This is a genomic window from Streptomyces griseocarneus (genome assembly GCF_014655595.1).
GTDB classification, from domain to species: domain Bacteria; phylum Actinomycetota; class Actinomycetes; order Streptomycetales; family Streptomycetaceae; genus Streptomyces; species Streptomyces griseocarneus.
Genome location: NZ_BNBL01000009.1, coordinates 93,504 through 111,933 on the forward strand (window position 1 = coordinate 93,504; position 18,430 = coordinate 111,933).

Annotated in this window: 14 protein-coding genes and 1 pseudogene; 5 read left to right on the forward strand and 10 right to left on the reverse strand. The window is 71.0% G+C overall.

Annotation, left to right across the window (positions count from 1 at the left end; translation table 11 throughout):
• Positions 1-156 precede the first annotated feature (156 nt).
• Genes tkt through pgl form a run of 5 tightly spaced genes read left to right on the forward strand, consistent with a single transcriptional unit; the run spans position 157 to position 6,728 of the window.
• Positions 157-2,238, forward strand: coding sequence for a transketolase (gene tkt / locus IE295_RS22490; RefSeq protein WP_190065532.1), 2,082 nt, complete (start codon positions 157-159; stop codon positions 2,236-2,238).
• Positions 2,239-2,271: 33 nt separating this feature from the next.
• Positions 2,272-3,387: a transaldolase gene (gene tal / locus IE295_RS22495; protein WP_190065533.1), complete on the forward strand. Its 1,116-nt coding sequence runs from the start codon at positions 2,272-2,274 to the stop codon at positions 3,385-3,387.
• 1 nt (position 3,388) lies between these two features.
• Positions 3,389-4,912 carry a glucose-6-phosphate dehydrogenase gene (gene zwf / locus IE295_RS22500; RefSeq protein WP_190065534.1) on the forward strand — a complete coding sequence of 508 codons (1,524 nt, stop codon included), beginning with the start codon at positions 3,389-3,391 and terminating at the stop codon, positions 4,910-4,912.
• Positions 4,909-5,952, forward strand: coding sequence for a glucose-6-phosphate dehydrogenase assembly protein OpcA (gene opcA, locus IE295_RS22505; protein ID WP_190065535.1), 1,044 nt, complete (start codon positions 4,909-4,911; stop codon positions 5,950-5,952). Before zwf ends, opcA begins: the two co-directional genes overlap by 4 nt.
• Positions 5,949-6,728 carry a 6-phosphogluconolactonase gene (gene pgl, locus IE295_RS22510; protein WP_190065536.1) on the forward strand — a complete coding sequence of 260 codons (780 nt, stop codon included), beginning with the start codon at positions 5,949-5,951 and terminating at the stop codon, positions 6,726-6,728. The genes opcA and pgl overlap by 4 nt, the downstream gene beginning before the upstream one ends.
• A 125-nt stretch (positions 6,729-6,853) precedes the next feature.
• Here the strand turns inward: pgl and pgi are convergent, their stop codons facing one another.
• The 10 genes and pseudogenes from pgi to rapZ form a co-directional block, all read right to left on the reverse strand.
• Complete coding sequence (gene pgi / locus IE295_RS22515; protein ID WP_372478772.1) at positions 6,854-8,515, reverse strand: glucose-6-phosphate isomerase; 1,662 nt, start codon at positions 8,513-8,515, stop codon at positions 6,854-6,856.
• A 147-nt stretch (positions 8,516-8,662) separates the two neighbouring features.
• The gene (locus tag IE295_RS22520; RefSeq protein WP_004002138.1) at positions 8,663-8,950 is read right to left on the reverse strand and encodes an RNA polymerase-binding protein RbpA; all 288 of its coding nucleotides are present in this window, start codon (positions 8,948-8,950) and stop codon (positions 8,663-8,665) included.
• Between the two features lie 232 nt (positions 8,951-9,182).
• Positions 9,183-9,419, reverse strand: a complete 237-nt coding sequence (secG, locus tag IE295_RS22525) for a preprotein translocase subunit SecG (protein WP_107431054.1) — start codon at positions 9,417-9,419, stop codon at positions 9,183-9,185.
• A 117-nt stretch (positions 9,420-9,536) separates the two neighbouring features.
• Positions 9,537-10,313, reverse strand: coding sequence for a triose-phosphate isomerase (gene tpiA / locus IE295_RS33695; protein WP_224322861.1), 777 nt, complete (start codon positions 10,311-10,313; stop codon positions 9,537-9,539).
• 6 nt (positions 10,314-10,319) lie between these two features.
• Positions 10,320-11,531, reverse strand: coding sequence for a phosphoglycerate kinase (locus tag IE295_RS33700; RefSeq protein ID WP_224322862.1), 1,212 nt, complete (start codon positions 11,529-11,531; stop codon positions 10,320-10,322).
• Between the two features lie 158 nt (positions 11,532-11,689).
• Entirely contained in the window at positions 11,690-12,694 is a 1,005-nt protein-coding gene (gap, locus tag IE295_RS22535) for a type I glyceraldehyde-3-phosphate dehydrogenase (RefSeq protein ID WP_190065537.1), read from the reverse strand.
• Between the two features lie 324 nt (positions 12,695-13,018).
• Positions 13,019-15,217, reverse strand: a pseudogene (locus IE295_RS22540) (M14 family metallopeptidase); the annotation flags it as partial.
• A gap of 154 nt (positions 15,218-15,371) precedes the next feature.
• Entirely contained in the window at positions 15,372-16,379 is a 1,008-nt protein-coding gene (gene whiA / locus IE295_RS22545) for a DNA-binding protein WhiA (protein WP_071964484.1), read from the reverse strand.
• Positions 16,370-17,419, reverse strand: a complete 1,050-nt coding sequence (locus tag IE295_RS22550; protein ID WP_190065539.1) for a gluconeogenesis factor YvcK family protein — start codon at positions 17,417-17,419, stop codon at positions 16,370-16,372. Before IE295_RS22550 ends, whiA begins: the two co-directional genes overlap by 10 nt.
• Positions 17,416-18,348: an RNase adapter RapZ gene (gene rapZ, locus IE295_RS22555; protein WP_190065540.1), complete on the reverse strand. Its 933-nt coding sequence runs from the start codon at positions 18,346-18,348 to the stop codon at positions 17,416-17,418. Before rapZ ends, IE295_RS22550 begins: the two co-directional genes overlap by 4 nt.
• Positions 18,349-18,430: the final 82 nt, after the last annotated feature.

Below are 18,430 nucleotides of genomic sequence, written 5' to 3' on the forward strand. Positions count from 1 at the left end.
ACGATCGACTGAGGGCACTCATTTGAGAGCCCAGGAGCCCGACTGTTCGTCGAAAAAATGCGTGTCCAGGCGGGGGTAGGCTCGACTTCGCCGCGTCGTGGCGGGCAATACCGCCCCCGGCAGATTGAACATGTGGAGAGGAGCCCTGATCCGAGGGTGAGCACCAAGCCGACCACCACAGACCTCGAATGGACCGAACTGGACCAGCGGGCCGTCGATACCGCCCGCGTCCTGGCCATGGACTCCGTGCAGAAGGTCGGCAACGGCCATCCGGGCACGGCCATGAGCCTGGCGCCCGCCGCCTACCTGCTGTTCCAGAAGCTGATGCGGCACGACCCCAGCGACGCCGACTGGACCGGCCGTGACCGGTTCGTCCTCTCCCCCGGCCACACCAGCCTGACCCTGTACGTCCAGCTCTTCATGGCCGGCTACGGCCTGGAGCTGTCGGACCTCAAGGCGTTCCGCACCTGGGGCAGCAAGACCCCGGGCCACCCGGAGCACGGTCACACCCGCGGCGTGGAGACCACCACCGGTCCGCTGGGCCAGGGCATCGCCAACGCCGTGGGCATGGCCATGGCCGCCCGCTACGAGCGCGGCCTGTTCGACCCGGAGGCCCCGGAGGGCGAGTCCCCCTTCGACCACACGATCTGGGCGATCGTCTCCGACGGCGACCTGGAGGAGGGCATCTCCGCCGAGGCGTCCTCGCTGGCCGGCCACCAGAAGCTGGGCAACATCGTCGCCCTGTACGACGACAACCACATCTCGATCGAGGGCGACACCGAGACCGCCTTCTCCGAGGACGTCCTCAAGCGCTACGAGGCCTACGGCTGGCACGTCCAGCGCATCGAGCAGGCCGCCAGCGGCGACTTCGACGTCCAGGCGCTGTACGCGGCGATGAAGGCGGCGCAGGCCGAGACCGAGCGCCCCTCGATCATCGCGGCCCGCACGATCATCGCCTGGCCGGCCCCGAACGCCCAGAACACCGAGGCCTCGCACGGCTCGGCGCTCGGCGAGACCGAGGTGGCCGCCACCAAGCGGGTGCTGGGCTTCGACCCCGAGCAGCACTTCCAGGTCGAGGACGAGGTCTTCGCGCACGTCCGCAAGGTCGTCGACCGCGGCCGCGAGGCCCACGCCGCCTGGGACAAGCAGATCCTGAAGTGGCGCGAGTCCAACCCCGAGCGCGCCGCCGACTTCGACCGCATCAGCGCGGGCGAGCTGCCCGACGGCTGGGAGAAGGCCATCCCGGTCTTCCCGGCCGGCAAGGACGTCGCGACCCGCAAGGCGTCCGGCGAGGTCCTCAAGGCGCTGGGCGGCGTGATCCCCGAGCTGTGGGGCGGCTCCGCCGACCTCGCGGGCTCGAACAACACCACGATCGACGCGTCGTCGTCCTTCCTCCCCGAGGGCAACCCCCTCCCGGAGGCGAACCCCTACGGCCGCACGATCCACTTCGGCATCCGCGAGCACGCCATGGGTTCGACCATGAACGGCATCGCGCTGCACGGCAACACCCGCGTCTACGGCGGCACCTTCCTGGTGTTCTCCGACTACATGCGCCCGGCCGTGCGCCTGGCCGCGCTGATGAAGCTGCCGGTCACGTACGTGTGGACGCACGACTCCATCGGCCTCGGCGAGGACGGCCCGACCCACCAGCCGGTCGAGCACATGGCCGCCCTGCGCGCCATCCCGGGCCTGAACATGGTCCGCCCGGCCGACGCCAACGAGACGGCGATCGCCTGGCGCGAGATCACCAAGCGTCACACCACCCACCCGGCGCCGCACGGCCTGGCGCTCACCCGCCAGAACGTCCCGACCTACGAGGCCAACGAGGGCGTCGCCAAGGGCGGCTACGTGCTCTTCGAGGCCGAGGGCGGCCGCCCGCAGGTGATCCTCATCGGCACCGGCTCCGAGGTCCAGCTGGCCGTCGAGGCCCGCGAGGCCCTGCAGGCCGAGGGCATCCCGACCCGCGTGGTCTCGATGCCGTCGGTCGAGTGGTTCGAGGAGCAGGACGAGGCGTACCGCGACGGCGTGCTGCTGCCGGACGTCAAGGCCCGCGTGGCCGTCGAGGCGGGCATCGGCCTGACCTGGCACCGCTACGTCGGCGAGGCCGGCCGGATCGTCTCGCTGGAGCACTTCGGCGCCTCGGCCGACTACAAGATCCTCTACAGCGAGTTCGGCCTGACCACCGACGCCGTGGTCGAGGCCGCCCGCGAGTCGATCGCCGACGCCAACCGCCGCTGACGCCGCACACACCATCAAGTAGGAGCCGAACTCATGACAGACGCACTCAAGCGCCTCTCCGACGAAGGCGTCGCGATCTGGCTCGACGACCTGTCCCGCAAGCGCATCACGTCCGGCAACCTGGCCGAGCTGATCGACCAGAGCCACGTCGTGGGCGTCACGACCAACCCGTCGATCTTCCAGAAGGCGATCTCCAGCGGTGAGGGCTACGAGCAGCAGCTCGCCGACCTCGCGGCCCGCAAGGTCACCGTCGACGAGGCCATCCGCATGATCACCACGGCCGACGTCCGCGACGCCGCCGACATCCTGCGCCCGGTCTTCGACGCCACCGACGGCCAGGACGGCCGGGTCTCCATCGAGGTCGACCCGCGCCTGGCGCACGACACCCGGGCCACGGTCGCCGAGGCCAAGCAGCTGGCCTGGCTGGTGGACCGCCCCAACACGCTGATCAAGATCCCGGCCACCCGGGCGGGCCTGCCGGCCATCGCCGACGTCATCGGCCGGGGCATCAGCGTCAACGTCACGCTGATCTTCTCCCTCGAGCGCTACCGCGCGGTGATGGACGCCTACGTCACCGGCCTGGAGCAGGCCAAGGCCGCGGGCCTGGACCTGTCCCTGATCCACTCGGTCGCGTCCTTCTTCGTGTCCCGCGTGGACTCCGAGATCGACAAGCGCCTGGACGCGGTGGGCACCGACGAGGCCAAGGAGCTGCGCGGCAAGGCCGCCCTCGCCAACGCCCGCCTGGCCTACCAGGCCTACGAGGAGGTCTTCTCCTCGGACCGCTGGGCCGCCCTGGAGAAGGCCGGCGCCAACAAGCAGCGTCCGCTGTGGGCCTCGACCGGCGTCAAGGACCCGGCCTACAAGGACACCCTGTACGTGGACGACCTGGTGGCGCCGAACACGGTGAACACCATGCCGGAGGCCACCCTGGAGGCCACCGCCGACCACGGGCAGATCACCGGCGACACGGTGCGCGGCACGTACGAGCAGGCCAAGGCCGAGCTCGACGCCATCGCGAAGCTGGGCATCTCCTACGACGACGTCGTCCAGCTCCTGGAGGACGAGGGCGTCGACAAGTTCGAGCAGTCGTGGAACGACCTTCTGAAGTCCACAGAGGCGGAGCTCAAGCGCCTCGCTCCGGAGGCATGAATTGAGCAGCAGCAATCCGCTGCGTGACGCATCGGACCGACGGCTCCCGCGCATCGCGGGGCCGTCGGGCCTGGTCATCTTTGGCGTCACGGGCGATTTGTCCCGTAAAAAGCTGATGCCCGCCGTGTATGACCTGGCCAACCGAGGCCTGCTGCCGCCGGGCTTCTCCCTGATCGGCTTCGCCCGCCGCTCGTGGGCGGACGAGGACTTCGCCCACGAGGTCTACAACGCCGTCAAGCAGCACGCCCGCACCCCCTTCCGCGAGGAGGTCTGGCAGCAGCTGGTGCAGGGCTGCCGCTTCGTCGAGGGCGACTTCGACGACGACCAGGCCTTCGAGACGCTGAAGACCACCATCGAGGAGCTCGACAAGGCACAGGGCACGGGCGGCAACTTCGCCTTCTACCTGTCCGTGCCGCCGAAGTTCTTCCCCACGGTCGTCCAGCAGCTCAAGAAGCACGGACTGGCCGAGCAGAAGGAGGACTCCTGGCGGCGCGCCGTCATCGAGAAGCCCTTCGGCCACGACCTGAAGAGCGCCCAGGAGCTCAACCGGATCGTCCACGAGGTCTTCCCGGCCGAGGCGGTCTTCCGCATCGACCACTACCTGGGCAAGGAGACGGTCCAGAACATCCTGGCCCTCCGCTTCGCCAACACCCTCTTCGAGCCGATCTGGAACCGGTCCTTCGTCGACCACGTGCAGATCACCATGGCCGAGGACATCGGCATCGGCGGCCGCGCCGGCTACTACGACGGCATCGGCGCCGCCCGTGACGTCATCCAGAACCACCTCCTGCAGCTGCTGGCGCTGACCGCGATGGAGGAGCCCGCCTCCTTCGACGCCGACGCGCTCGTCGCGGAGAAGACCAAGGTGCTCGGCGCCGTGCGGCTGCCCAAGGACCTCGGCAAGGAGACCGTGCGCGGGCAGTACGCGCACGGCTGGCAGGGCGGCGAGGAGGTCGTCGGCTACCTCGAGGAAGACGGCATCGACCCCAAGTCGAAGACCGACACCTACGCCGCGATCAAGCTGGAGATCGACAACCGCCGCTGGGCGGGCGTCCCCTTCTACCTGCGCACCGGCAAGCGGCTCGGCCGCCGCGTCACCGAGATCGCGGTCGTCTTCCAGCGCGCCCCGCACTCGCCCTTCGACCACACCGCCACCGAGGAGCTGGGGCAGAACGCCCTGGTCATCCGGGTGCAGCCGGACGAGGGCGTCACCATGCGGTTCGGCTCGAAGGTGCCCGGCACCTCGATGGAGGTGCGGGACGTCTCGATGGACTTCGCCTACGGCGAGTCCTTCACCGAGTCCAGCCCCGAGGCGTACGAGCGGCTCATCCTCGATGTGCTGCTCGGTGACGCCAACCTCTTCCCGCGCCTGCGGGAGGTGGAGCTCTCCTGGGAGATCCTCGACCCGATCGAGGAGTACTGGGACAAGCACGGCAAGCCCGCACAGTACGCGGCCGGCACCTGGGGTCCGGCCGAGGCGGACGAGATGCTCGCACGAGATGGACGGAGCTGGCGTCGGCCATGAAGATCGATCTCACGGACACCACGGCCAGCAAGATCAACAATGCCCTGGTCGAGGGGCGCCGCTCACTGGGCGCCCCCGCCGTCGGCATGGTGCTCACGCTGGTCATCGTCACCGACGAGGAGCACGCCTACGACGCGCTCAAGGCGGCCAACGAGGCCTCCCGCGAGCACCCCTCGCGCAAGCTCGTCGTCATCAAGCGCGTCAGCCGCTCCCCGCGCGACCGCGCCCAGGCCCGCCTCGACGCCGAGGTCCGGGTGGGCGCGGACGCCGGCGCCGGCGAGACGGTCGTCCTGCGGCTGTACGGCGACGTCATAGACCACGCCCAGTCGGTGGTGCTGCCGCTGCTGCTGCCCGACGCCCCCGTGGTCGTCTGGTGGCCGGTGGCCTCTCCGCTCAACCCGGAGAAGGACCCGCTCGGCGCGCTCGGCCAGCGCCGGGTCACCGACACCTACGCCGCCGAGGACCCCCTCGCGGAGCTCTCGGCGCGCGCCGCGAACTACTCGCCGGGCGACACCGACCTGGCCTGGGCCCGGATCACGCCGTGGCGCTCGATGCTCGCGGCCGCCATGGACCAGCAGCCGGACGCCGAGATCATCTCGGCCGAGGTCGAGGGCGAGACCTACAACCCCAGCGGTGAACTGCTGGCCATGTGGCTCGCCGACCGCCTCGGGGTGACCGCCCGCCGCACCGTCTCCGACGGCCCGGGCCTCACGGCCGTCCGCCTGGAGACCAAGAACGGCGCCATCACCCTCGACCGCCCGGACGGCTCCCTGGCCACGCTCTCCATGCGCGGCCAGCCGGACCGTTCCGTGGCCCTCAAGCGCCGCGACACCGCCGAGCTCCTCGCGGAGGAGCTGCGCCGGCTGGACCCGGACCTCATCTACGAGTCCGCCCTGAAGTACGGCGTGGAGCAGCTCGGCGAGCCGGTGCCGGCCGCGCCGGCCGCCGGGGAGCAGCAGGCCGAGGAGCCCGCCGAGAAGGCCGCCGAGCGGCCCGCCCCGGCGAAGAAGGCGTCCGGCAAGAAGGCGGCGGGCAAGTGAGCACGCCCCAGGTCGTCGTCCACCGGGACAAGGAGCTGATGGCCCAGGCCGCGGCGGCCCGGCTGATCACGAAGATCGTGGACGCCCAGGCCGCGCGCGGCTCGGCCTCCGTCGTCCTCACCGGCGGGCGCAACGGCAACGGGCTGCTCGCGGCCCTCGCCGCGGCGCCCGCCCGGGACGCGGTCGACTGGTCGCGCCTGGACCTGTGGTGGGGCGACGAGCGGTTCCTGCCCGAGGGCGACCCCGAGCGCAACGCCACGCAGGCGCGCGAGGCGCTGCTGGACGCGGTGGACCTCGATCCGGCGCGGGTGCACTACATGCCCGCGGCGGACGGCACGCACGACGACGCGGACGCGGCGGCGGAGGCCTACGCGGCCGAGCTGGCCGCCGCGGCCCGTCCCGAGGACCACGGTCCGGTGCCGTCCTTCGACGTCCTGCTGCTGGGCGTCGGCCCGGACACGCACGTCGCGTCGCTCTTCCCGGAGCTGCCGGGCGTCCGGGAGACCGAACGCACGGTCGTCGGCGTGCACGGCGCGCCCAAGCCGCCGCCGACGAGGGTCTCGCTGACCCTCCCGGCGATCCGGGCCGCGCGCGAGGTGTGGCTGCTGGCGGCGGGCGAGGACAAGGCCAACGCCGTGGCGCTCGCGCTCAGCGGCGCGGGCGAGGTCCAGGCTCCGGCCGCGGGCGCGTACGGCCGCAGCCGCACGCTGTGGCTCCTGGACGCCGCCGCTGCCGCGCGCCTGCCGCGGGAGCTGTACCCGCCGGCTTCGCCGTGAGCGGCTGAGCCTGCCTACGACGATGGCCCGCCCCCTCGTGTGAGGGGGCGGGCCATCGTTGTATGGGGGGGGTGCCCCCAGCGCCCCGGACCGGGGTCCGGGGCGGAGCCCCGGGAGACGGCGCGTCAGCGACCCCGCAGCTCGCGGTACCGCGAAACCAGCGCTGCCGTCGACGCGTCGAGGCCCGGCACCTCCGCGCCCTCGGTCAGGGCCGGCTCGACCCGCTTGGCCAGGACCTTCCCGAGCTCGACGCCCCACTGGTCGAAGGAGTCGATGTTCCAGATCGCGCCCTGGACGAACACCTTGTGTTCGTAGAGGGCGATGAGCTGACCGAGGACCGACGGCGTCAGCTCGCTCGCGAGGATCGTCGTCGTCGGGTGGTTGCCGCGGAAGGTCTTGTGCGGGACGAGCTCCGGCGGGACGCCCTCGGCCGCGACCTCCTCGGGGGTCTTGCCGAAGGCGAGGGCCTGGCCCTGGGCGAAGAGGTTGGCCATCAGCAGGTCGTGCTGGGCCACCAGCCCGGGCAGGAGGTCGTCGACGGGCTTCGCGAAGCCGATCAGGTCCGCCGGGATGAGCTTCGTCCCCTGGTGGATCAACTGGTAATAGGCGTGCTGTCCGTTCGTGCCGGGGGTGCCCCACACCACCGGGCCCGTCTGCCAGTTGACGGGGTGACCGTCACGGTCCACGGACTTGCCGTTGGACTCCATGTCCAGCTGCTGCAGATAGGCGGCGAACTTCGACAGGTAGTGGCTGTAGGGCAGCACCGCGTGCGACTGGGCGTCGTGGAAGTTGCCGTACCAGACGCCCAGCAGGCCGAGCAGCAGCGGAACGTTCTCCTCCGGCGGCGCCGTGCGGAAGTGCTCGTCGACGAGGTGGAAGCCGGCCAGCATCTCGCGGAAGTGGTCCGGGCCGATGGCGATCATCAGGGAGAGCCCGATGGCCGAGTCGTAGGAGTAGCGCCCGCCGACCCAGTCCCAGAACTCGAACATGTTGGCGGTGTCGATGCCGAACTCGGCGACCTTCTCCTCGTTCGTGGAGAGGGCGACGAAGTGCTTGGCCACCGCCTCCTCGCCGGCTCGCAGCCCGGTCAGCAGCCAGTTGCGCGCGGAGGTCGCGTTGGTGATGGTCTCGATGGTGGTGAAGGTCTTCGAGGCCACGATGAACAGGGTCTCGGCGGCGTCCAGGTCGCGCACGGCCTCGTACAGGTCCGCGCCGTCGACGTTGGAGACGAAACGGAACGTCATGTCGCGGTCGGTGTAGGCGCGCAGTGCCTCGTAGGCCATCGCGGGGCCCAGGTCGGAGCCGCCGATGCCGATGTTGACGACGTTCTTGATGCGCTTGCCGGTGTGTCCCTTCCAGTCGCCCGAACGCACCCGGTCGGTGAAGACCTGCATCTTGCGCAGCACCGCGTGCACGGCGGGGACGACGTTCTCGCCGTCCACCTCGACGACGGCGGACTCGGGGGCCCGCAGCGCGGTGTGCAGCACGGCGCGGCCCTCGGTGGTGTTGATCTTCTCGCCCCGGAACATGGCGTCGCGGAGCGCGGCCACACCGGCGGACGCCGCCAGCTCGCGCAGCAACCGCAGCGTCTCGTCGTTGACGAGGTGCTTGGAGTAGTCCAGGTGCAGGTCGCCGACCGTGAGCGCGTACTTCTCGGCCCGGCGCGGATCGGCGGCGAACAACTCCCGCAGGTGCGTCCCGCCCAGTTCGTCCCGGTGCTTGGCCAGAGCGTTCCACTCGGGAGTACGGTCCAGCCGGGTGCGGCCCTCTGCATTCATCTCGGACATCAGCCCACTTCTTCTCGTTACGGCCCCGCTGATCTCCAACCTAATGGAGACGGCGGCCATTCCGGGCACACGTGGACATGCGACGGCCCGGCCGCACACCCGCGAGTGGGGTGTGCGGCCGGGCCGCTGACGGTGTGTCGTCGTCGCTCAGATCTCCCCGCGGAGCTTGGCGAGCGCCTCGGCGAGGATCGCCTCGCCGTCGGCGTCGCTGCGCCGCTCACGGACGTACGCCAGGTGCGTCTTGTAGGGCTCGGTACGCGGCGGGTCCGGGGGGTTGTCCCGGTCCTGGCCGGCCGGGAAGCCGCAACGCGGGCAGTCCCAGGTGTCCGGCACCTGTGCGTCACTGGCGAAGCTCGGCTGCGTCTCGTGCCCGTTGGAGCACCAGAAGGAGATGCGCAGGCGCGGCGCGGACTCGCCCCGCTCGGCCTCACCCATCGGCCCCGCCCCGACCCGGCTTCCCCGGATCGCGTTGCCACTTGCCACGGTCGTAACTCCCTGCGTGATGGTGCTGCACTGTGCCGGATAGCGGCTGCGCCGCGGGGTCCTCGATCGGCTCCGCTGCGGGCGCCCCAGTCTACGTAAGGCCCAACGCGCGTCCAGTGGCAGGAGTTACAGACCGGCCGCAAGGACGCAAGCCTCCATCATAGGCGGCTCATACGACGGTATGTCAGCTGTCGAGCTTCATCAGCAGGCCGAGCACGATGATGCACGCGAACCACAGCAGGCCGATCACGATGGTGATCCGGTCGAGGTTGCGCTCGGCGACCGAGGATCCGCCGACGGAGGACTGCATGCCGCCGCCGAACATGTCGGACAGGCCGCCGCCCTTCCCCTTGTGCATGAGCACCAGCATCATCATCAGCAGGCTGAAGACGATGAGGGCGATCGAGAACCCGATGACCACGGCTGGACCAACTCTCTCGGACTGACTCTGATGGACAATGCTGCGGGGCCGGGGGGCGCGTTTGCGCCGGTCCCGGCCCCGACAGGGTACGACGGCGCGGGGCCGTCGTCATAGTTGCTACTGGTCGCGGAAGCGCACGATCTTGACGAACTCGTCCGCGTCCAGCGAAGCGCCGCCGATCAGGGCACCGTCCACGTCGGGCTGGGCCATGATCGCCGCGATGTTGCCGGACTTGACCGAGCCGCCGTACTGGATGCGGACCTTGTCGGAGAGCTCCTGGCCGTAGAGCTCGGCCAGCTTGCCGCGGATGGCCCCGCAGACCTCCTGGGCGTCCTCGGGGGTGGCGACCTCGCCGGTGCCGATGGCCCAGACGGGCTCGTAGGCGATCACGATGGTCTCGGCCTGCTCGGCCGGGACGTCCTTCAGGCCGCCCTCGACCTGGGCGAGGGTGTAGGCGACCTGGTTGCCCGCCTTGCGGACGTCCAGGCCCTCGCCGACGCACAGGATCGGGGTGATGCCGTGCCGGAAGGCGGCCTTGACCTTGGCGTTGCAGAGCTCGTCGCCCTCGCCGTGGTACTGGCGGCGCTCGGAGTGCCCGACGGCCACGTAGGTGCACTTGAGCTTCGAGAGCATCGCGCCGGAGATCTCGCCGGTGTAGGCACCGGAGTCGTACGCCGAGATGTCCTGGGCGCCGTACTTGATCTTCAGCTTGTCGCCGTCGACCAGGGTCTGCACCGAGCGCAGGTCGGTGAAGGGCGGCAGGACGGCGACCTCGGTGCCGTCGTAGTCCTTGTCGGCGAGCGCGAAGGCGAGCTTCTGGACGTGGGCGATGGCCTCGAGGTGGTTGAGGTTCATCTTCCAGTTGCCCGCCATCAGCGGGGTACGTGCACTCACAGTGGTTCAGTCCTCCAGTGCGGCGAGGCCGGGGAGCGTCTTGCCCTCGAGGTACTCGAGGCTGGCGCCGCCACCGGTCGAAATGTGGCCGAAAGCATTCTCGTCGAAGCCCAGGATGCGCACGGCCGCGGCCGAGTCGCCACCACCGACGACGGTGAAGCCGTCGGAGTCGAGCAGGCCCTGGGCGACGGCCTTGGTGCCGTTCGCGTAGTCGGGGTGCTCGAAGACGCCCATCGGACCGTTCCAGAAGACGGTGCCGGCGTCGGCGAGCTTCGAGGCGTAGAGCTCGCGGGTCTTCGGGCCGATGTCCAGGCCCTCCTTGTCCGCCGGGATGGCGTCGGAGGCGACGAGCTCGGGGTTGGCCGGGGCCTTGGTCTTCAGGTCCGGGAAGTCGGCGGAGACGAGGACGTCCACGGGGAGCACGAACTCCACGCCGCGCTTCTCGGCCCGCGCCAGGTACTCCAGGCAGACCGGGATCTGGTCCTCCTGCAGCAGCGAGATGCCGACCTCGTGGCCCTTGGCCTTGAGGAAGGTGTACGACATGCCGCCGCCGATGAGGATGCGGTCGGCCTTCTCGAGCAGGTTGTCGATGACGCCCAGCTTGTCGGAGACCTTGGCGCCGCCGAGGACCACGACGTAGGGGCGCGCGACGTCCTCGGTGAGCTTCTGCAGGACGCCGACCTCGGTGGCGATCAGGTCGCCCGCGGCGTGCGGGAGGCGCGCCGGGAGGTCGTAGACCGAGGCGTGCTTGCGGTGCACCGCGCCGAAGCCGTCGCCCACGTAGAGGTCGGCCAGCGCCGCGAGGGCATCGGCGAAGGCGCCGCGCTCGGCGTCGTCCTTGCTGGTCTCGCCCGCGTTGAAACGGAGGTTCTCCAGCAGCGTGACCTCGCCGTTCGCCAGTGCGGCGACGGTGGCCTTCGCGCTGTCGCCGACCGTGTCGGTGGCGAACGAGACGTTCTTGCCCAGGATCTCGCCGAGCCGCGCGGCGGCCGGGGCGAGGGAGAACCGGGCCTCCGGGGCGCCCTTGGGACGGCCCAGGTGGGAGGCGACGATCACCTTGGCGCCCGCCTCGGCGAGCTTGGCGATCGTCGGCGCGACGGCGCGGATGCGGCCGTCGTCGGTGATGGTGGTGCCCTCGAGGGGGACGTTGAGGTCGGCGCGGACGAAGACCCGCTTGCCCTCGACGCCGCTCTGGATGAGTTCGTCGATCGTCTTCATGCAGTGACTCCGGTTGAGGGGCCCCTCCCAGCGGTGGCTGGGGGATTCCGTGAGTGACGTCAGCGGACGGGGCTCGTACGACGCTCCATCGCGTCGTACGAGCCCCGTCCCCTTACATCCCGTTGCCTGTGAACTATGCCAGTCGCGTCAGGCAGCGATCAGAGCTGGCCACCGACGAAGACGGTCAGGTCGACCAGGCGGTTGGAGTAGCCCCACTCGTTGTCGTACCAGCCGACGACCTTGACCTGCTTGCCCTGGACCATGGTCAGGGAGGAGTCGAAGGTGCAGGAGGCCGGCCAGTTGACGATGTCGGAGGAGACGATCGCGTCCTCGGTGTACTCCAGGATGCCCTTGAGCTGACCCTCGGCGGCCTTCTGGAAGGCGGCGTTGATCTCTTCCTTGCTGGTCTCGCGGTCCAGCTCGAGGACCAGGTCGGTGACCGAGCCGGTCGGGACCGGGACGCGCATCGCGATGCCGTCCAGCTTGCCCTTCAGCTGGGGCAGGACCAGGGCGGTGGCCTTGGCGGCACCGGTCGAGGTCGGGATGATGTTCTCCGCGGCGGCGCGGGCGCGGCGCAGGTCCGAGTGCGGGAAGTCCAGGATGCGCTGGTCGTTGGTGTACGCGTGGACCGTCGTCATCATGCCCTTGACGATGCCGAAGGTCTCGTCGAGGACCTTGGCCATCGGCGCCACGCAGTTGGTGGTGCAGGAGGCGTTGGAGATGACGTGGTGGTTGGCCGCGTCGTACTTCTCGTGGTTGACGCCCATCACGATGGTGATGTCCTCGTTCTTGGCCGGAGCCGAGATGAGGACCTTCTTCGCGCCGGCGGCCAGGTGCTTGGCCGCGTCCTCGCGCTTGGTGAAGATGCCGGTGGACTCGATGACGATGTCGGCGCCCAGCTCGCCCCAGGGCAGCGCGGCCGGGTCGCGCTCGGCCATCGTCTTGAAGGTCATGGAGCCGACGGTGATCGTGTCGTCGGTGTGGCTGACGTCCTGCTTGAGACGGCCCAGGATGGTGTCGTACTTCAGCAGGTGCACCAGGGTGGCGTTGTCGGTCAGGTCGTTGACACCGACGATCTCGATGTCCGCACCCTGCTCCAGGAGCGCGCGGAAGTAGTTACGACCGATACGGCCAAAGCCGTTGATGCCTACGCGGATCGTCACGAACCGATCTCCTCGTTGGTGTGCCGGACTGTCCGCCGGCGGGCTGTATGGGATGTCCCCGACCACCACCGACCCTACCTCTAACAGGGGAGGTACGTGACATTGGCGGCGGGTCCTCTCGGGCGCGCTCAGCCGTGCTCTGACGCGCTCAGCTGCTGGTCAGCCGCCGATGGCGCGCAGTGCGGCACCGGCCAGCCCGGCCCGTTCGCGGGGGTCGCTCACGTGTTCAAGACCGAAGCCCAGCAGGACGGTGTCCCGGGTGGTGACGGCCGCGGCGGCGCGGGCCCGCACCCGCGAATCGTCACTCTGCGTCACCGCTGAGCCGTACTCGCCGGCCGCGGCGCTGCGGAACTGCGGGAAGGCGTCGGGCGGCAGTTCGTCGGAGATCGGGACGTAGGCCCCGGCGAGCGCCAGCGGGCTGCCGCCGGTGCCGAGGGCGGCCGTGGTGCCCGTGAGCTCGCCGGCGCCGGTGAAGCGCGTGGCCTTGGCGAACGAGGTGCGGTCGGCCGCGCCGAGGTAGTACTGGCCGAAGTCGTCGGTGTCGGCGTCGCCGACCCGTACGGTGCCGCCCGCCCGGGTCCCGGCGGCGATCAGCTTGCCGCCCTCGTTGACGAAGTCGCGCACGGCCAGCAGGGTGGCGCCGTCGGGACGGGCGGCGCCGGAGTACCACAGCACGGTGTCGAAGTGGCCGAGCACGCCCAGCGCGGGGGGTGCGCCCTGGGTGGCGACGTCCCAGACGAGGGCCTTGCGGCCGTTGTCGGCGAGGGCCCTGGTGTAGACGGCGGCGTCGCGCGCGGGCGTCTTCCCGCCCTCGTCCGCGATGACCAGGGTGTCGGCGCGGGGCGTGGCGGCGACGGTGTAGGTGAAGGGCTCACTGGCGGTCGCCTTGCCCTCGCCGGTGCGGCCGGTGAACCAGACGGTGACCCTGGCCCCGGGCCGGGCGCCCTCGACGGTGGCGCGGTACTGGTCGAAGCGGATGTTGTCCTCGCCGCCGTAGCGGTCGCCGCCGTCCCAGGCCTTCAGCTCCGCGGTGTGCGTACGGCCGCCGTCGATCCGGAAGTTCAGGTGCTTGTCGCGGACGCTCTTGCGGGCCGTGACGGCGACGGCCTGCCGGCCGCCGCGCGCGTAGGAGGTGGTGAAGGCGTGCGGGGTGAAGTCGGGGGCATCGAGGCCGACGGCGGAGACGGGGCGGTCACCGCGCACGGCGGTCTCGGCGACGGAGAGCGCGAAGGGGATGTTCTTCGCGAACTCCTGCTGGATCAGTTTCTCGTCGTCGGGGAACGTGAAGCTGGAACGGCAGTCGGCCGGGTTCCAGCGGTCGTTGGGGTCCGCCTTGGACGCCGTCTGGCAGGTCGACATCTCGGGGGTGAACATCATGGTGCCGTTGACGTTGCCCGCGTGGCCGTCGGCCTCGCCGTTGGTGGTGTAGAGCTCGGAGGAGACCTGCGGCCGGTAGCCGGGGATCGCGGGTTTGTCGGGGGTGCCGGCCAGCGCCCGGTAGAGGACGTCGTCGGGGGTGGGGGTGGCGACCTGCCAGCCCACGCCGTAGAGGATCAGCTCGGCCGCGGAGTGGTAGTTGACGGCGTAGCGGAAGCCGTGGCGCTTCTCGAAGGCGTCCAGGGCCCTGGTCTCCGGCTCGGAGGCGGGGGACGGTCCGCGGTAGGTCTCGGACGCCGGGCGGGGGGAGGAACCCTCGTTGTCGTAGCCCCACTTGTAGGGGAAGTTGCGGTTGAGGTCCACTCCGTCGCCGGGGGTGATCTTCCCGTCGCCGTTGTTGTCGCGGAGGTTCTTGCGCCAGAGCCGGGTGCCGGGGCTCTGGAAGGTGTAGTCGTAGCCGTCGGGGTTGGCGGACAGCACGAACCACAGTTCGGTGGAGTCCACGATCCGGGTGATCCGCTCGTCCTTGCCGTAGCGGTCGAGGTAGTGGTGCATCAGCCGCCGGGTCATCTCCGGGGTGATCCACTCGCGCGCGTGCTGGTTGGACATGTAGAGCACGGCGGGCCGGGAGCCGTCGGGGCTCTTCGCGGCGTTCCTGGACACCTTCATGGCGAGGATGTCCTGGCCGCGGGTGGTCTTGCCGAGGGAGACCACCTTCGTCAGGCCCGGGTGGGCCCGGCCGGTGTCCCTGATCTCCTGCTGGAGGCCGTTCTTCCCGCTGTACGGGCGGAAGACGCCGTCGCCGGCGGCCTGGGTGTGCTCGAGCACGCCCTTGGGGAGGCGCTTCTCGGTGAGGCGCACGCCCCGGTCCTTCAGCTCCTGGGCCTGCCCGGCGGTGAGGTGGACCTCGACGGGCACGGCCTTGTCGCCGGTGATGCGTTCGCCCAGTTCGTGGCCGTCGATGCCCGCCCGGAGCAGGAGCGGGACCTGGGCCGCGGTGACCTCGGCGGTCCAGACGGACAGCGCGCCGTCCTCGGCCCGCGGGGCCGCCGCGGCGGCCGGTTGCGCGTGTGCGTCGGGCGTGGCGGCGAGCGCGCCGAGGAACAGCGAAGCCACCGCGAGGACAGATCCCGCCCTGCGTCTCATGAGCCCCCCTTGCTGTTGTCTGCCACGTGAGTGCGTGGGCGTCAGCCTGGTAACCCCTCATGATCATGTCAACGGTGCGTTTCACGCCGGGCCCGCACAGCGCGACGCCCCCGCCACCCTGGTGGGTGACGGGGGCGTACGGGAGGAGGCGGCGTCAGCCGACCATGCCCTCGGCCATCTCCTCGGAGAGGTCCGAGAGGTCGGAGAGGTTGGACTCCGTGCCGGGGATGCCCAGGTCCTGGGCGCGCTTGTCGGCCATGGCCAGCAGGCGGCGGATCCGGCCCGCGACGGCGTCCTTGGTCAGCGGCGGGTCCGCGAGGGCGCCCAGCTCCTCCAGGGAGGCCTGCTTGTGCTCCATGCGCAGCCGGCCGGCGGCCGCGAGGTGCTCGGGGACCTCCTCGCCGAGGATCTCCAGCGCCCGCTGGACGCGCGCGCCCGCCGCGACGGCGGCCCGGGCCGAGCGGCGCAGGTTGGCGTCGTCGAAGTTGGCCAGGCGGTTGGCGGTCGCCCGCACCTCGCGGCGCATCCGCCGCTCCTCCCAGGCCAGAACGGACTCGTGGGCACCGAGCCGCGTCAACAGCGCGCCGATCGCGTCACCGTCCCGGACGACCACCCGGTCCACTCCGCGCACCTCCCGGGCCTTGGCCGCGATCTGCAGCCGGCGGGCCGCGCCGACCAGCGCCAGCGCCGCCTCCGGCCCGGGGCAGGTGACCTCGAGGGAGGAGGAGCGGCCGGGCTCGGTGAGCGAGCCGTGGGCCAGGAAGGCGCCCCGCCAGGCGGCCTCCGCGTCACAGGTGGCACCCGAGACGACCTGCGGGGGCAGCCCGCGGATCGGCCGGCCGCGGCCGTCGACCAGGCCGGTCTGGCGCGCCAGCTGGTCACCGCCCGCCACCACCCGCACCACGTACCGGCTGCCGCGGCGCAGCCCGCCGGGGGCCATCACCACCAGGTCGGAGGCGTGACCGAAGATCTCCAGGATGTCCTTGCGCAGCCGCCGGGCGGCGATCCCGGTGTCCAGCTCCGCCTCGATCACGATGCGCCCGCTGACCAGGTGCAGACCGCCCGCGAAGCGCAGGATCGCCGAGACCTCCGCTTTCCGGCAGCAGGTCCGGGTGACGGGGAGCCGGGAGATTTCGTCCTTCACCGCTGCCGTCATCGCCATGGGCCGATCCTTCCATGCATCCGAAAAATACGGTCGTACGCGGCGGCCAGCAGCTCCGGATCGTGCGTCGGGGAGCCGTCGGGCGAGGCGACCGGCGCCAGCTCGACCGTGGCCCCCAGCCGTTTGGCGGCGTCGGTGAGGCTGTCCCGGTCGGGCACGGCGGCCTCGTCGGCCAGCACCACGTCCAGGGCGAGTTTAGGGGCGTGTCGTGCCAAAACCTCCAAATGACGCTGCGGGGAGAAGCCATCGGTTTCCCCCGGTTGCGGTGCGAGGTTCAGCGACAGCACCCGGCGGGCCTTGGTCTCCTGCAGCGCCTGCAGCAGCTCGGGCACGAGCAGGTGCGGGATGACGGAGGAGAACCAGGAGCCGGGACCCAGCACCACCCAGTCCGCGTCGAGCACCGCCTCGACGGCCTCGGGCACCGCCGGCGGGTCCTCCGGGACGACGTGCACGGACTGCACCTCGCCCGGGGTGAGCGCCACGGTGGCCTGGCCGCACACCGTGGTGACGGCGTCGGGGGCGGCCGGGTCGTGGCCCCGCACCAGCGCCTGCAGCTCGAGCGGGACCGCCGACATGGGCAGCACCCGGCCGTGGGCGCCGAGCAGCTTGCCGACCAGGTCCAGGGCCTGTACGTGGTCGCCCAGCTGCTCCCAGAGGGCGACGATCAGCAGATTGCCGACGGCGTGGCCGTGCAGCTCGCCCCGGCTCTCGAAGCGGTGCTTGATCACCCGCGACCAGGTCTGTCCCCACTCGTCGTCGCCGCACAGCGCCGCCAGCGCCTTGCGGAGGTCGCCGGGCGGCAGCACGCCCAGCTCGTCGCGCAGCCGGCCGCTGGAGCCGCCGTCGTCGGCGACGGTCACGACCGCCGTCAGGTCGCCGGTGATCCGGCGCAGCGCCGCGAGCGAGGCGGACAGCCCGTGGCCGCCGCCGAGGGCGACGACCTTGGGCTGCGCGCCCCGGCCCGTACGGCGCTCGCCGCCGGGCGTGCGGCCGGGCACCAGCTTGCGCACGCGGCGCATCCGGAAGGTACGGCCGGTCACTCGCGCCCCATGTCCCGGTGGACGACGACGGTCTCGACACCCTCCGAGACCAGGCGGTGGGCGAGCTTCTCGGACATGGCGACGGAGCGGTGCTTGCCGCCGGTGCAGCCGACCGCGATGGTCACGTAGCGCTTGCCCTCGCGGCGGTAGCCGGCGGCGATCAGCTGGAGGAGCTCGGTGTAGCGGTCGAGGAACTCCTTGGCGCCGGGCTGGTTGAAGACGTAGCCCGAGACCTCCTCGTTCAGGCCGGTGAAGGGACGCAGCTCCGGCACCCAGTGCGGGTTGGGCAGGAAGCGGCAGTCCACGACGAGGTCGGCGTCGACGGGCAGGCCGTACTTGTAGCCGAAGGACATGACGGTCGCCCGCAGCTCGGGCTCCTCCTCGCCGGCGAACTGGGCGTCCATCTTGGCGCGCAGCTCGTGGACGTTGAGGCTGGAGGTGTCGATGACCAGGTCCGCGTCGCCCCGCAGCTCGCGCAGCAGGTCGCGCTCGGCGGCGATGCCGTCGACGATGCGCCCCGAGCCCTGGAGCGGGTGCGGGCGGCGCACCGACTCGAAGCGGCGCACCAGGGCGTCGTCGGAGGCCTCGAGGAAGATCACCCGCCGCTTGACCTTCTTGGCCTCCAGGTCGGCCAGGGACTCGCGCAGGTTGTCGAAGAAGCGCCGGCCGCGCACGTCCACGACCACCGCGATGCGGGCGACGTTGCCCTGGGAGCGGGCGCCGAGGTCCACCATGGTGGGGATCAGCGCGGGCGGCAGGTTGTCCACGACGAACCAGCCGAGGTCCTCCAGACACTTGGCGGCGGTGCTGCGCCCCGCCCCCGACATGCCCGAGATGATCACCAGCTCGGGGATTCCCGCCGCCTCAGCGGCCGCATCCGCCGTCGTGCCCGTACTCACCTGTGCTCCGTCCCGATCGGTCACGTTCATGTGCGTTCCCCCGTTCTGCCGACGGCGCCACGGGCGCCGTCCCGTCTTCCATACTGCGGCTTCCGCGGGCCCGGGTCCTGTC